This is a genomic window from Streptomyces avidinii (assembly GCF_045161815.1).
GTDB lineage: Bacteria > Actinomycetota > Actinomycetes > Streptomycetales > Streptomycetaceae > Streptomyces > Streptomyces avidinii.
In genome coordinates this window covers 482,520-495,212 of record NZ_CP108863.1, presented here as the reverse complement: position 1 = coordinate 495,212, position 12,693 = coordinate 482,520, and the positions used below count along the sequence as shown (strand labels likewise).

11 protein-coding genes are annotated in these 12,693 nt (G+C 73.9%); 6 read left to right on the top strand and 5 right to left on the bottom strand.

Features of this window, described 5'->3' with window-relative positions; all coding sequences use genetic code 11:
* Nucleotides 1–8 precede the first annotated feature (8 nt).
* Nucleotides 9–1,070, bottom strand: a complete 1,062-nt coding sequence (locus OG373_RS02355) for a type III polyketide synthase (RefSeq protein ID WP_405435427.1) — start codon at nt 1,068–1,070, stop codon at nt 9–11.
* Nucleotides 1,071–1,146: 76 nt separating this feature from the next.
* Here OG373_RS02355 and OG373_RS02350 point away from each other — a divergent pair, with 76 nt between their 5' ends.
* Nucleotides 1,147–2,043, top strand: coding sequence for a UbiA family prenyltransferase (locus OG373_RS02350; protein WP_405435425.1), 897 nt, complete (start codon nt 1,147–1,149; stop codon nt 2,041–2,043).
* A gap of 30 nt (nt 2,044–2,073) precedes the next feature.
* Here OG373_RS02350 and OG373_RS02345 read toward each other — a convergent pair whose 3' ends face one another.
* A complete protein-coding gene (locus tag OG373_RS02345; RefSeq protein ID WP_405435423.1) occupies nt 2,074–3,108 on the bottom strand; it encodes a PHP domain-containing protein in 1,035 nt (344 codons plus the stop codon).
* A 59-nt stretch (nt 3,109–3,167) separates the two neighbouring features.
* Nucleotides 3,168–3,650 (bottom strand): MarR family winged helix-turn-helix transcriptional regulator, encoded by a 483-nt coding sequence (locus tag OG373_RS02340; RefSeq protein ID WP_405435422.1) that lies wholly within the window; start codon nt 3,648–3,650, stop codon nt 3,168–3,170.
* Nucleotides 3,651–3,777: 127 nt separating this feature from the next.
* On the opposite strand from OG373_RS02340, the gene OG373_RS02335 reads away from it, so the two are divergent.
* The gene (locus tag OG373_RS02335; protein ID WP_405435421.1) at nt 3,778–4,188 is read left to right on the top strand and encodes an organic hydroperoxide resistance protein; all 411 of its coding nucleotides are present in this window, start codon (nt 3,778–3,780) and stop codon (nt 4,186–4,188) included.
* 75 nt (nt 4,189–4,263) lie between these two features.
* Entirely contained in the window at nt 4,264–5,931 is a 1,668-nt protein-coding gene (locus OG373_RS02330) for an FAD-dependent monooxygenase (RefSeq protein ID WP_405435420.1), read from the top strand.
* Nucleotides 5,932–5,935: 4 nt separating this feature from the next.
* Here the strand turns inward: OG373_RS02330 and OG373_RS02325 are convergent, their stop codons facing one another.
* A complete protein-coding gene (locus tag OG373_RS02325) occupies nt 5,936–6,292 on the bottom strand; it encodes a DUF6204 family protein (protein WP_405435419.1) in 357 nt (118 codons plus the stop codon).
* 251 nt (nt 6,293–6,543) lie between these two features.
* On the opposite strand from OG373_RS02325, the gene OG373_RS02320 reads away from it, so the two are divergent.
* Entirely contained in the window at nt 6,544–7,821 is a 1,278-nt protein-coding gene (locus OG373_RS02320; RefSeq protein ID WP_405435418.1) for a VWA domain-containing protein, read from the top strand.
* Nucleotides 7,821–8,627 (top strand): hypothetical protein, encoded by an 807-nt coding sequence (locus tag OG373_RS02315; RefSeq protein ID WP_405435417.1) that lies wholly within the window; start codon nt 7,821–7,823, stop codon nt 8,625–8,627. Before OG373_RS02320 ends, OG373_RS02315 begins: the two co-directional genes overlap by 1 nt.
* Nucleotides 8,628–8,681: 54 nt before the next feature.
* On the opposite strand, the gene OG373_RS02310 is transcribed toward OG373_RS02315, so the two are convergent.
* Complete coding sequence (locus tag OG373_RS02310; RefSeq protein ID WP_405435416.1) at nt 8,682–11,771, bottom strand: serine hydrolase; 3,090 nt, start codon at nt 11,769–11,771, stop codon at nt 8,682–8,684.
* A gap of 217 nt (nt 11,772–11,988) precedes the next feature.
* Between OG373_RS02310 and OG373_RS02305 the strand changes: the two genes are divergently transcribed.
* Entirely contained in the window at nt 11,989–12,651 is a 663-nt protein-coding gene (locus OG373_RS02305; RefSeq protein ID WP_405435415.1) for a lysophospholipid acyltransferase family protein, read from the top strand.
* Nucleotides 12,652–12,693: the final 42 nt, after the last annotated feature.

Here is a 12,693-nt window from a genome sequence, read left to right as displayed (position 1 = left end):
CATCGGGGTCACCAGCGCAGGAGGGCGAGTTCGGAGGCGAAGCCCGGACCGAAGGCGAGCATCAGCCCGACCGATCCGGGAGGGGGCGGTCCCGCGCTCCGGACGCCGTCCAGGATGTGCAGGACCGAGGCAGAGGAGAGGTTTCCGACGGCCGCGAGCGAACGCCGGCTCGCGGCGAAGGCCGACTCCGGCAGCCCCAGCGCGTCGGAGAGCGCGTCGAGGATCTTCGGTCCGCCGGGATGGCAGATCCACGCGCCGACGTCCGCGGGCTTGAGGTCGTGCGCGGCGAGGAAGGACTCCACCTCCTCGGCCACGTGCAGCCTGACCAGGTCGGGGAGTTCACGGCCGAGCACCATGCGCATCCCCCAGTGGCCGATGTCCCAGCCCAGCAGGTGCTCGGTGCCCGGGTACAGGCGGCTGCGGGCGGCCACCACCTCCGGTCCGGCTCCGGTGGCGTGCAGGGGATGGTCGCGGCCCACCGCCACCAGTGCGCCCGCGCCGTCGCCGAACAGGGCCCCGGCCACCAGGTTCGCCATCGAGGCGTCCGTCGACTGGAGGGTGAGCGAGCAGAGCTCGGTGGACAGCAGCAGGGCCGCGTGTCCGGAGTGGCCCGTCAGATGGTCGTGGACGTGGCCCACTCCGGCGGCGCCGGCCGCGCAGCCCAGGCCGAAGAGCGGCACCCGCCGCACGTCGGGGCGCAGGCCCGCACGGGTGGCGAGGCGGGCCTCCAGCGAGGGCGTCGCGAGCCCGGTCACCGTGGTCGACATGACCAGGTCGAGTTCCCGGGCCGTCAGGCCGGCATCGGCGAGGGCGAGTTCGAGGGCCCGGGCGCCGAGCTCCAGGGCCGTCTCGATGAAGAGGGCGTTCGTCGCGCCGAAGTCGTTCGCCGGGCCGTACCGCTCCAGCGGGAGCGCCAGATGCCGGCTGTCCACGCGCACCGACCGGTGGACGCGGCGCAGCAGGGCGGTGTCGGAGCCCGGCGGCAGGAAGCGGGCGAGCGCCTCCGTGATCTCGGACTGGGCGTGACGATGGGGCGGGAACACGCTGCGCACTGCCAGAACACGTGTCATTCGTTCACCATAGAAAACAACTGACACATCGTACTGAATCAGGCGAACCGGGCGCGGCGCGGCATAGCGTGGCATCGTGCCCGCGCGAACCACGCCAACGACGCAAGCCACGCAAGCCGACGAGACCGCTCGGATCACCGGGAGCACGGCGGCGCCCGGTGCCCTCGCCGTCGCATGCGCTCTGGCGGCGGCATGTCACCCGCTGCCCGCCGCGGCCGTGACCCTCTTCGCCGCCGCCCTGACGGCCGCCGCCGGGCAGGGCCCGGCAGCCGCGGCCCTCACCGTGGGCGCGGTGGCCGCCGGGCAGCTGTCGGTGGGCTGGTGCAACGACCGGGCCGATCTGCCACGCGACCTGGTAGCGGGCCGACGGGACAAACCGCTGGTCGCCGGGGCGGTGTCGGCCGCGGCCGTGACGTGGGCGGCGGCCCTGGCCCTGCTGATCTGCGTGCCGCTCTCGCTGGCCTGCGGGCTGCTCGCCGGCGCCGTGCACCTCGTCGCAGTGGCGGCCGCCTGGGCCTACAACCTCCGGCTCAAGCGCACGGCCGCCTCCTGGCTCCCGTACGCCCTGGCCTTCGGCCTGCTGCCGGCCTTCGTCACGCTCGGCCTGCCCGGCACTCCCTGGCCGCCCCTGTGGCTCACGGCGGCCGCGGCCCTGCTCGGTGCGGGCGCGCACTTCGCCAACGTACTGCCCGACATCGAGGACGACCTGGCCACCGGGGTGGTGGGGCTGCCGCAGCGGCTCGGCGCACGGGCCTCGGCGGCCCTGGCCGGACTGCTCGTCCTCGGCTCGACCGCCACCCTGGTCGTGGGACCACCGGGGCGGGTGACGGCGTACGGTCGGCTGCTGCTGGTGATGACCACGGCGGGGCTGCTCCTCGCGGCCCGCCGACCCACCGGAAGGCTCCCGTTCCTGACCACGATGGCGGTGGCCGGAGCCGATGTGATCCTGCTGGTCGTCGAACTCCGCCCCTGAACCGCCGGAGCGAGGCCCGCGCGGTCCCGCCTAAGGCGCTTCCCGGGTACGGGTCCAGGTCAGGAGCTCGTCCGCGGGCCAGGTGTTGATGACGCGCCCCGTGGGCACCTCGCACTCCACGGCCCGTTTGCAGCCGACGATCTGCCAGTCCAGCTGGCCCGGGGCGTGCGCGTCCGTGTCGATCGCGAAGAAGGTCCCGGCCGCCACGGCCAGGCGCAGCAGTCGCCGGGGCGGGTCCAGCCGTTCGGGCCGGCTGTTGATCTCCACGGCGGTACCGCTCTGCGCGCAGGCCGCGAAGACCGCCTCGGCGTCGAACTGCGACTCCGGCCGGGTCCGGCCGGTCACCAGCCGCCCCGTGCAGTGGCCGAGTACGTCCATCAGCGGGTTGCTCACGGCCGCCAGCAGCCGCCGCGTCATCGCGGGCGCGTCCATCCGCAGCTTCGAGTGGACCGAGCCGACGACCAGGTCGAGCCGTTCCAGCAGCCCCGGCTCCTGGTCCAGGGACCCGTCGTCGAGGATGTCGCACTCGATCCCGGTGAGCAGCCGGAAGGGCGCCCACGTGTCGTTGAGCCCGTCCACCACCCGCAGCTGCTCGCGCAGCCGCTCCGGGGAGAGCCCGCGGGCGACGGTCAGCCGCGGCGAGTGGTCGGTCAGTACCGCCCACTCGTGGCCCAGCGAGGCCGCCGCCCGGCCCATCGCCTCGATCGGGCTGCCGCCGTCGGACCAGTCCGAGTGCACGTGGCAGTCCCCGCGGAGCGCCGCCCGCAGGGCGGTGGCGGCCGGCGTGGCCGGCGGGCCCTCGGGGAGCGCGGCGATCTCGTCCTCCAGCGCCTGCAGGTAGGCCGGGACGGCCCCGCCGAGTGCTTCCCGCACGACCTGGGCCGTCTTCGGGCCGAGGCCCTTCACGGCCTCCAGCGAGCCTGCCGTGTTCCGCTCGGCCACCTCGCGCTCGCCCATCCGCGTGACCGCGGCCGCAGCGGACCGGAAGGCCCGGACGCGGTAGGTGGGGGCCTGTGCGCGCTCCAGCAGGAAGGCGATCCGGTCCAGCGCCGCAACCGGGTCCATCGCGTACCTCCTGCCCTGCCTTCTCGCGTCCCGGACCCAGTGTCCGGTGCGGGAGGCGGCTACGCCTCTTCGGCCTCCCGGGGCACGGCGTCGAGGGCGGCGGTGAGGCGGTTCAGACGGGCCTGGAGGTCGAGGACCTCGGTGAGCTCGAAGCCGGTCGCGGCCGCGATCCGGCGGGGCACCTCCACCGCGCGGGCCCGCAGCGCGGCACCTTCCTCCGTCAGCCGGGCGCGCACGGACCGCTCGTCCTCGGCGCTGCGCTCGCGGCGGATCAGTCCGGCCGCCTCCAGCCGCTTGAGCAGCGGCGACAGCGTTCCGGAGTCCAGCCGCAGGTGCCGGCCGATCTCCTTGACCGGCATCTCGCCGTGCTCCCACAGCACCAGCATCACCAGGTACTGGGGGTAGGTGAGCCCCAGGTCCTTGAGGACGACCCGGTAGAGGCTTCCGAAAGCACGGCTCGCGGCGTTCAGCGCGAAGCAGATCTGGCCGTCGAGGCGCAGGAAGTCCTGGTCGGGGTGGGTCACGGTGGGCTGCTCGGTCATAGCGTCCAGTGTACCCGGGTGAACTTGAGAGGCATTGAATTGTGCACAACTGAATTGTGTGCTCTAGTAGTGGAGCGCGGCCGACCACCGGCCGCCACCACGGTTCATTTCTGCGAGAGGACCTCTCATGGACGCGCTCTACACCGCTGTCGCCACCGCCAACGGCCGCGAGGGCCGCACCGTCAGCTCCGACGGTCAGATCGACCTCGCCCTCGCGATGCCCCCGGCGCTCGGCGGCAACGGTCAGGGCACCAACCCCGAGCAGCTCTTCGCGGCCGGTTACGCGGCCTGCTTCGCCAGCGCGCTCGGCCTCGTCGGCCGCCAGGCCAAGGCCGACACCAGCGAGGTCTCGGTCACCGCCGAGGTCTCCATCGGCAAGGACGGCGCCGGATTCGGCCTCGCCGTCACCCTGCGCGTCGAGCTCCCGGAGTCCCTGGCCGGCGAGACGGGCGCGCTGCTGGTCAAGCAGGCGCACGAGGTCTGCCCGTACTCCCGCGCCACCCGCGGCAACATCGACGTGGACCTCGTGATCGAGTAAAGATGCCGGACGCCCGGCGGGCGGCCACCATGAAGGGGCATCCACTCCCCGGGGGCCGCACGCCAGGAGGCGCCAGTGGCGCACACCTTCGCAACAGATGTACTGGTGGCCGGCGCGGGCCCGGTCGGGCTCACGGCCGCGGCCGAGCTGCGCCGACGGGGCGTCTCCTGCCGGATCGTCGACCGGCTGCCCGCGAGGCTGCCGTTCGCGAAGGCCGTGGGCATCCAGCCGCGCACCCTGGAGGTCTGGGACCGCATGGGACTGGCCCGCGCCGCGATGGAGGCGGCCGTCCCGATGCGGGGCCAGTACCTCTACATCAACGGCGCCGAGAAGGCCCGCACCGACCTCTCCGTGCCCCCCGAAGTGCCCTACGGATTCGCGGCGCTGCCGCAGTACGAGACCGAGCGCATCCTCGACGAGCACCTGGGCCGCTTCGGCACCGCGGTCGAGCGCGGCACCGAGCTGGTGTCGTTCAGCCAGGACGCCCACGGGGTGACCTGCCGGCTGCGCACCCCGTCCGGGGCGGAGGAAGAGGTACGGACCCGCTTTCTGATGGGCTGCGACGGCGCCCACAGCATCGTGCGCAAGGGACTCGGCCTCACCTTCGAGGGCGGGGCCTTCGCCGAGGAGTACATGCTCGCCGACGTGCGCGTCGACTGGGACCTGCCGCCCGGGTACGCCCTGCGCGCCATGCACACGGACGGTGCCGGTGCGGTCGACGACGTGCTGGTCTGCATCCCCCTGCCCGGCCGGGGCCGGTACCGCATGTCGATGATGGTGCCGCCCGAACTCTCCACAGCAGGACGGACCGAGGCCGCCTCCGACGGTGTCGCCCACGGCCTGCAGACCGGCCGGGGCCCCGAACTGGCCGACATCCAGGCCGTCCTGGACCGGCTCTCACCGAAACCCACCACCGCCTTCGGCATCCGCTGGACCTCGGTGTTCCGTATCAGCCACCGGATCGTGGACCGCTACGGCGACGGCCGGGTCTTCGTCGCCGGGGACGCGGCCCACATCCACCCGCCGACCGGCGCACAGGGCATGAACACCGGTATCCAGGACGCCTGGAACCTGGCCTGGAAGATCGCCCTCGCGGTCGAGGACGGCGCCGCACACCCGGGCCTGCTCGCCAGCTACGACGCCGAGCGGCGGCCCGTCGGCGAGGAGGTCGTCGGCCGCACCGTACGGCACGCCGTCGAGGGGATGGAGAACGACCCGGACGACCCGGCGACGCTGATGCTGCGCGAGGCCCAACTCCTCGTCGGCTACCGGGGAAGCCCGATCGTCGACCCGGCCGGCGAGGGCCGCGGCCCGCGGCCGGGCGACCGGGCACCCGACTGCGAAGGCCTCACCGAGCGCATCGCCGGCTACCCGATGCGCCTGTACGACGTCCTGCGCGAGCGGGAACACGTACTGCTGCTCTACGGAGCCGGAGCCGGACCCGGCCTGGACCGAATCGTCCAGACGGCACGGGACTCCTCCGGCGGCCGACTGGAGGTCTGCGTGGTGCTCGCGCCCGAACCCGACGCGCAGGCGGACGCGGACGCCGGCATCGAGGCCGACGCGACGCTCCTCCCGGCGTACGTCGACAGCCGCGGCGAGTTCGCCCGCCTGTACGCGGCCGGGGAGCCGACGGCCTTCGTGATCCGCCCGGACGGATACCTCGGCGCCCGGTTCTCCCCGCCCGACCCGCAGGCACTGGCGGCGCACCTCGCGGCCGTCTTCGCCACCGGCGGGGACTGATCCGTCAGCCGCGGGCGGCCTCCCGGCGCTGCCGCTTGCCCAGCGGAGCCAGCGACATGTCCTGGGCCTGCGACTTCAGCTGCTTGAAGCCGTACCCGCGCTCGGCCAGCCAGCCCTCCGCCGCCAGTTCCGCACGGGCCGTCGCATCGAGGATGTCCTCCTCGGCCTCACCCGAGTCCAGAAAGCGGAAGGTGAAGAACGGGCGGGTCGCCACGTCGTACGTGAGATGCCCCTCGGCGGTGAACTCCGCGCGCAGCATGTCGTGCTCGGGCGCGGCGGCGAGCAGCTCGGCGCGCTGGTCGTCGGTCAGACCGTCGAAGGAGCCGCGGACGGTGATACGGAAGGTACGGGAAGCGCTCATCCCTCGAGCCTAGATCGGGCGGTCCGCCCCATGCACCCGGATATCCGCCGGTCCGCGCCCAGGTCCGCCTCCCGTCCGACTCTCGTCCGTCGGCGCGGCCACTCCCCGGCCGCCCCCAGGCCGCTCCTCGGCCTGCCCGCAGCCGCCCGGCGCAGGGCCGAGCCCACCGCACGTACGCCGGACGCACACCCCGAAAGACCGCCCCGGCAGCCCGTTTTGGATTGCCGGACGATCCTCAATACGATCCGGCGATGATCACTAGAAAACGGCTTGCGGCCGGGGCGTGCGGCCTGCTCGCAGCCCTGGCCGTCGGGCTCTTCCCGGCGAGCGCCACCGCCGCCGACGGACCGACGGCGAAGGAACCCCCCAAGGTCGACCTCGTCCTCGATGTCAGCGGCTCCATGCGGGCCAACGACATCGACGGACAGTCCCGCATGGCCGCGGCCAAGCAGGCCTTCAACGAGGTCATCGACGCGGTCCCCGCCGAGGTACGCCTCGGCATACGGACCCTGGGTGCCACCTACCCGGGGGAGGACAGGGCGCTCGGCTGCAAGGACACCAAGCAGCTCTACCCGGTCGGACCGCTCGACCGGACCGAGGCGAAGACGGCCGTGGCGACCCTGGCCCCCACCGGCTGGACACCCATCGGACCCGCCCTGCTCGGCGCGGCCCAGGACCTCGAGGGCGGCAACGCCACCAAGCGGATCGTGCTCATCACGGACGGCGAGGACACCTGCGCCCCGCTCGACCCCTGCGAAGTGGCACGCGACATCGCCGCCAAGGGCATCCACCTGGTCATCGACACCCTCGGCCTGGTCCCGGACGCCAAGACCCGGGCCCAGCTGACCTGCATCGCCGAGGCCACCGGCGGTACCTACACCTCGGTGCAGCACACGGCGGAACTCTCCAGCAGAGTCCGCCAACTCGTCGACCGGGCCGCGGACCCGGTCGTCAACCCGGTGGCCACCGAGGGCGCGAAGCAGTGCGCGGGCGCCCCGCAGCTGAAGGCCGGCCTCTACAGCGACCGCGAGACCTTCGGCGAGCACCGCTGGTACCGCGTCGACGTCCTGCCCGGCCAGGAACTGCGCGCCTCGGTCAGCATCGGCGCCGACCGTGCCGTCAACAACGACTACGGCGTCCTGCTGCGCGCCACCACCGTCCACGGGCGCGAGATCGTACGCGGCTCGGAGGCGGGTGACGGGCGTACCGACGTCCTCTCCACCGGCCTGCGCTACCCGAAGGCCGAGATCGACGGGGTGGACTCGGACGACAAGCCCGTGCCCGAGACCGTCTGCCTCCAGGTCAGCAACTCCTTCTCCGCTCCCGCCTCCGTCAAGACGACCCCGGGCATGCCCGTCGAGCTGACCATCGACCTGGTGGACGGACCCGACGAGGCCTCCGACGTCGCGGCATTCGGCCTCGGGCGGGGTTGGTGGCTGCTGGCCGTGCTGGCGCTCGCCGGGCTGCTGGCCGGTCTGGTGTGGGGATGGATCTCCCGCTGGCGCATCTCCGTCTGGAGGACCAACTGATGCGTAGAGTAGGCACACTGACCGCATCCCTGCTGGCCGCGGCCGCCGCACTCACGGTGGCGGGTACGGCCGTGGGTGCGGCCGTCGCGGACACGCCCTCGCCGAGCGCCACCGCCACAGCGAGCCCGGGCGGGGCCAAGGCCGCCGAGTCCGCTCCGACCGAGGCGGGCACCGGCTTCCGTACCGCCGCGGCGTTCCGTCCGGGCCAGAAGGCCACGGCCGGCGCGTCCAGCGGCGACTACCTCTACTGGGTGCTGCCGATCGACGCGCAGCAGCGCGCCACGCTGAAGGCCGCCGTCACCCTGCCCGAGTCGAAGGCCCGCCACGGTGCCTCGACCTGGCAGCTCGACGTGTACGACGGGCTGCGCCGCCGGCAGGCGTGCACCTACGGAACGCAGACCGCGGCCGCGGCCAAGGACGCCGCCACGGTCGAACTGTCCTGCACCCTGCGCACCGTACGCGCGGGCGCCGATCAGTGGGCCAACGATCCGCTGCCGGGCAGCTACTACGTGCGCCTGACGGTCGTCGACCTGCCGGAGGAGGACCTGGGCCTCCCGGTGAGTGCGGCCGTCGAGGCCGAGGTCGAGGAGACCGGCGGCATCCAGGCCGTGGACGGCTCCCTCTCCACCCCGCTGGTCGCGGGCACCGTGACGGCCACCCTGCGCGAGCCGGAGGACGGCTGGACGGGAGGCTGGTGGTCGGACCGCTGGATCTGGACCGCCGCCGGCGGAGTGCTCGCGGCCCTCGCGGGCGTCTTCGGGTACTCGCTGACGCGCGGCTCCGGCCGCCCGTCCCGGACCGCCTGAACGAAGGGGAGGCCGCGGCCCGCGGGCCGCGGCCTCCCCTCATCCGTCCGCGAATCAGCGGCCGCGGGTCAGCCGGGTTCCGAACGAGGGCTCGGCCAGGGCCCCCTTGACCGCGACGGGCACGCTCTTGGAGCCCTCCCCGCTGCCGACCGTCAGCACGGCCACCTCGGAGCCGTCCTTCGCGGTGTGCGGCAGCGGTCCGGCCCCGGCGGTGGGTGCGAGGGACAGCTTCAACTGCTGGCCCGGTACGCCGATCACGTTCAGGTCCTTGGCCGCCACCAGCGGCGTACGGCCGCCGAGCCCGTCGTCCACGTGGCCGACGACGTCGCCCTTGCGGACCACCGGGACCGACGCGAGCGCCGTCCGTACCGCCTCGATGATCGTCTTGCTGTTCGCCAGCACCAGCTTCAGGCTGTTCCCGCCGTCCTCGTCCGGCCCGTCCACGTGCTGGTCCATCAACGTGCCGAGGATCAATGGCGTCTCGTCACCGATCGACTTGTACGCCGCCCACATCAGGGTTCCGCCGGCCGGGGTGCTGGAACCGGTCTTGATGCCCCGGATGCTGAGCCCCTGCGCGGTGAGCAGGGTGTTGTTGTTCTCGAGACGCTGGGACAGCCCCTTGATCGTGGCGTTCGGGAGCGCGACGATCGACCGGAACGTCTCGTCCTTCATGACGGCTTCGGCGAGCTTCAGCTGATCGGCGGCGGTGCTGACGGTGCGTGCGTCCAGACCGCTGGGGTCCGTGTACGTGGTGCTCGTCATCCCGAGTTCCTTGGCGGCGGCGTTCATCTTTTCGACGAACGCGGCCTCGGAGTCGGTGCCGGAGTCCCAGCGCGCCAGCATCCGGGCGACGTTGTTGCCCGAAGGGATCATGAGCATCTTGAGCATGTCCTGCTGGCTGAACTTCGTCCCGGCGGTCAGCCCGGGGATGCGGGACTCGTGCTCGGCGGTTCCGTCCGCGACGGTCTTCGCGTCGATCGTGATGTCGGGGCCGGGTTCCGTCTTGCGCAGCGGGTGATTCTTGAGGATCACGTAGGCCGTCATCACCTTGGCCACGCTGGCCGTCGGGACCGGCTTCTGCTCGCCGAAGGTGCCGACGTCTCCGGAGCCGGAGACACGGACGGCGCCCTGGCCCTTGGCGGGCCAGGGGATGGAGAACTGCCCGGCGACGGTGCGGTCGGCCTCGGCGGCGACGAGCTGAGGGGCGGGCAGCGGGCGCAGCAACTGGGCGCCGGCGCCCGCACCCACGAGGAGGAGCAGGATCGGCGTCCATATCTTGACGCGGCGCAGTGCGGTCCGGCGCGGGGTCTCCGCCGGGGAAGGGGTGTTGGTGAGGTCGGCCAGCAGCTCCAGCGGCGGCTGCGGCTCGGCCGTGGCCGTGGACGCGGGCGGCGCCGGGCGGGCCGCGACGGGTGCGGGTGCCGGCGCGGGCGTGTCGAGGTCCTTGAGCGCGACGAACTGGCTGGTCCGCTCGGCGTCGCGCTCCACCTCCCGCGCCCAGGACGGCCCGGGCCGAGCGATGACCTGAGTCTCGTCCCCGCCGCCCTGCCCCTTGCCCCCGGACTGCCCGGGCTTGTCCTTCGCCCCGGCGTCGGGACCTGCCTCCGCCTCGGGCCGACCGGCCTTCGGCTCACGCGGGTCCCCGGCCCCGGCCCCGGACCGGGTCTGGGCCTTCGGCCCGGCGTCGGTTCGGGGGCCGGCCTGTGCCTTCGGCGCGGCGGCGTCGGGGCCGGTCTTTGCCTCGGGCTCGCCCCCGGTCCGCCCGGTCCCGAGTCCGGCCTTCGGCTCGCGCGCGGCTCCGGCCCCGGGCCGGGTCTGTGCCTTCGGCGCGGTGGCGTCGGGGCCGGTCTCCGTCTCGGGCTCGCCCTTGGTCCGCCCGGTCCCGAGTCCGGCCTTCGCCTCGCGCGCGGCTCCGGCCCCGGGCCGGGTCTGTGTCTTCGGCCCGGCGGCGTCGGGGCCGGTCTCCGTCTCGGGCTCGCCCTCGGTCCGCCCGGTCCCGAGCTCGGCCTGCGCCTCGCGCGCGGCTCCGGCTCGGGGATCGGCCTTGGCCTTCGGCGTGGTGGGAGCGGCTTCCGCCTCGGCGTCGGGGTGCGCTTCGTCCTCGGGCTCGGCTTCGCCGCGGGGCTCCGGCTCGCTCGTGTGCGCGCCCTTGCCCCCAGGCCGCTTTTCGGCTTCGGGCCGGGCTTCGTCCCCGGCCGTGACCACGGGGCGGCCGTCGACCCGGGAGGGTGCTGCGCCGTCGGCCTCCGCCTCCTGCTCGAGAGAAGGTCGGGGGCGCGCCTGGGCCGTCGTCCCGGCGCCGGGAACGGCCTCCGCCTCGGCGTCGGGGCTTGCCTCGTTCTCCAGTCCGGCTTCGCCGCGGGGCTCCGGCCCGGTCTCGTGTGCGCGCTCGACCCCGGTTCGGGGGCCGGCCTGGTCCTTCGGCGCGGCGGCGTCGGCCTGGGTCTCCGCGCCACGCTCGCCCTCGGTCCGACCGGCCCTGAGTTCGGCCTTCGCCTCGTGGGCGTCCCCGGTCCCGGACTGCCCGGGCTCGACCTGGGACTTCGTCCCGGCGTCGGGAGCGGCCTTCGCCGCCGGCTGGGTCTCGGAGTGTGCTTCGTCCTTGAGTTCGGCTTCGCCGCCGGTCTCCGCCTCGGTCGCGCGAGCGTCGTCGACGCCGGGCTCAGGGGCAGCCTCGGCCTGGGCGCGTGCTTCGTCTCCGGACTCCGCCTCGTTCTCGAACTCCGCTTCGCTGCTGGGCTCCGCCGCGGGCCGGGCCTTCGGACCGGTGGCTTCGCCACGGGATTTCGCGACGGCCACGCGCGCGTGCTCGGCCGCGGGGACGGCTGCGGCGCTGAGGCCCGCTTCGGGCCGGTCCTCGGCGCCGGTGTCTGCTTCGGCCTCGTCGCGGGACTCCGCCTCGGCCTCCCGCGCACCTTCGACCTCGGGCCGGGTTCCAGCTTCGGCCTCCGCCTCGGGTCCCGCGTCGGCCTCGGGCCGAACTGTGTCACCAGCCTCCGCCTCGGGAGCCACCTCGGCCTCGGGATCGGCGCTCGCGAGCGCGCCCGCGGGGGCCGTCGCTTCGCGATCCGCCTTCCGGACGGTGGTCTCCGCCTCGATCTCCGGGTCGTCCGAGGAACCGCCCGCCACCGTTACCGCCTTCATCCCAGCCCCGCCTTGCTGCTCACACCGTGCCGATACATGTGGCGAGGCCCGACGGGGCCTCGCCGCACTGGTAGATGTCCCCGTTGCGCCACCCGTTCCGCGCGCTGGATCTTGTGACCGTTCGGTCATATTCGCTGAGTACACCTACTCATGACCCGCCCGCCCCACCGGCCGACCATGGGCAACACCGCACCACACCATCCGAACGGGGCCGTCCATGCTCAGCCGAATCGCCGCCGCCCTCGTACCCGCCTTCGGGCGGCTGACCGTCACCGCCGACGCCGGGGTGCGGACCGCCCCCGGCGCCATTCTGGTCGCCAACCACACCTCCCTCGCCGACCCGGCCGTCGTGGTCGCCGCCCTGCGCCGGTACGGGATCGAGCCGGTCATCCTGGCCACCAGCGGCCTGTGGCGCGTACCGCTGCTCGGTCCCGCCCTGCGCCGCGAGGGTCATATCGCCGTCCACCGCGGTACCGCCCGCGCGGCCGACTCCCTCGATGCCGCGGCGGTCGCCCTCGCCTCGGGTCGCAGCGTCCTGCTCTACGGCGAAGGCGGGCTGCCCGTACGCCGCGACGCCGGCGAGACGGCCCCGGGCCCGTTCCGCAGCGGCCTGGCCCGGCTCGCCGCCGCAACGGGAGCCCCCGTCGTGCCCGTCGGGCAGGCAGGTGCCCGCCGCCTCTGCTCCGGGAGCAGTGCCAAGCAGTTCGCCGGAGTCGTCACCGCCCCCCTGCGCAGGCCCTGCTTCCACGTCCACATCGGCTCGCCCCTGCACCTGCCCGACCGCGTGCCGGAGGCGACGGACCGGGCCCGTCAGGCGGTCACCGCCGCCTGGCGGACCGCCGCGTCGGCCCTCGGGGAGGTGGATGCGGGCACGGCCTGAGGCGGGTCCGGCAGCCGATCGGACCTCAGGAACGTGTCGCCG

What these genes read in the sequence shown, in the direction of transcription:
- OG373_RS02315 (WP_405435417.1), top strand. Translation starts at nt 7,821, where the DNA reads ATGCGTAGAGTAGGCACACTGACCGCATCCCTGCTGGCCGCGGCCGCC.
- OG373_RS02345 (WP_405435423.1), bottom strand. Translation starts at nt 3,108, where the DNA reads ATGGACCCGGTTGCGGCGCTGGACCGGATCGCCTTCCTGCTGGAGCGC.
- OG373_RS02320 (WP_405435418.1), top strand. Translation starts at nt 6,544, where the DNA reads ATGATCACTAGAAAACGGCTTGCGGCCGGGGCGTGCGGCCTGCTCGCA.
- OG373_RS02305 (WP_405435415.1), top strand. Translation starts at nt 11,989, where the DNA reads ATGCTCAGCCGAATCGCCGCCGCCCTCGTACCCGCCTTCGGGCGGCTG.
- OG373_RS02325 (WP_405435419.1), bottom strand. Translation starts at nt 6,292, where the DNA reads ATGAGCGCTTCCCGTACCTTCCGTATCACCGTCCGCGGCTCCTTCGAC.
- OG373_RS02355 (WP_405435427.1), bottom strand. Translation starts at nt 1,070, where the DNA reads ATGACACGTGTTCTGGCAGTGCGCAGCGTGTTCCCGCCCCATCGTCAC.
- OG373_RS02340 (WP_405435422.1), bottom strand. Translation starts at nt 3,650, where the DNA reads ATGACCGAGCAGCCCACCGTGACCCACCCCGACCAGGACTTCCTGCGC.
- OG373_RS02335 (WP_405435421.1), top strand. Translation starts at nt 3,778, where the DNA reads ATGGACGCGCTCTACACCGCTGTCGCCACCGCCAACGGCCGCGAGGGC.
- OG373_RS02310 (WP_405435416.1), bottom strand. Translation starts at nt 11,771, where the DNA reads ATGAAGGCGGTAACGGTGGCGGGCGGTTCCTCGGACGACCCGGAGATC.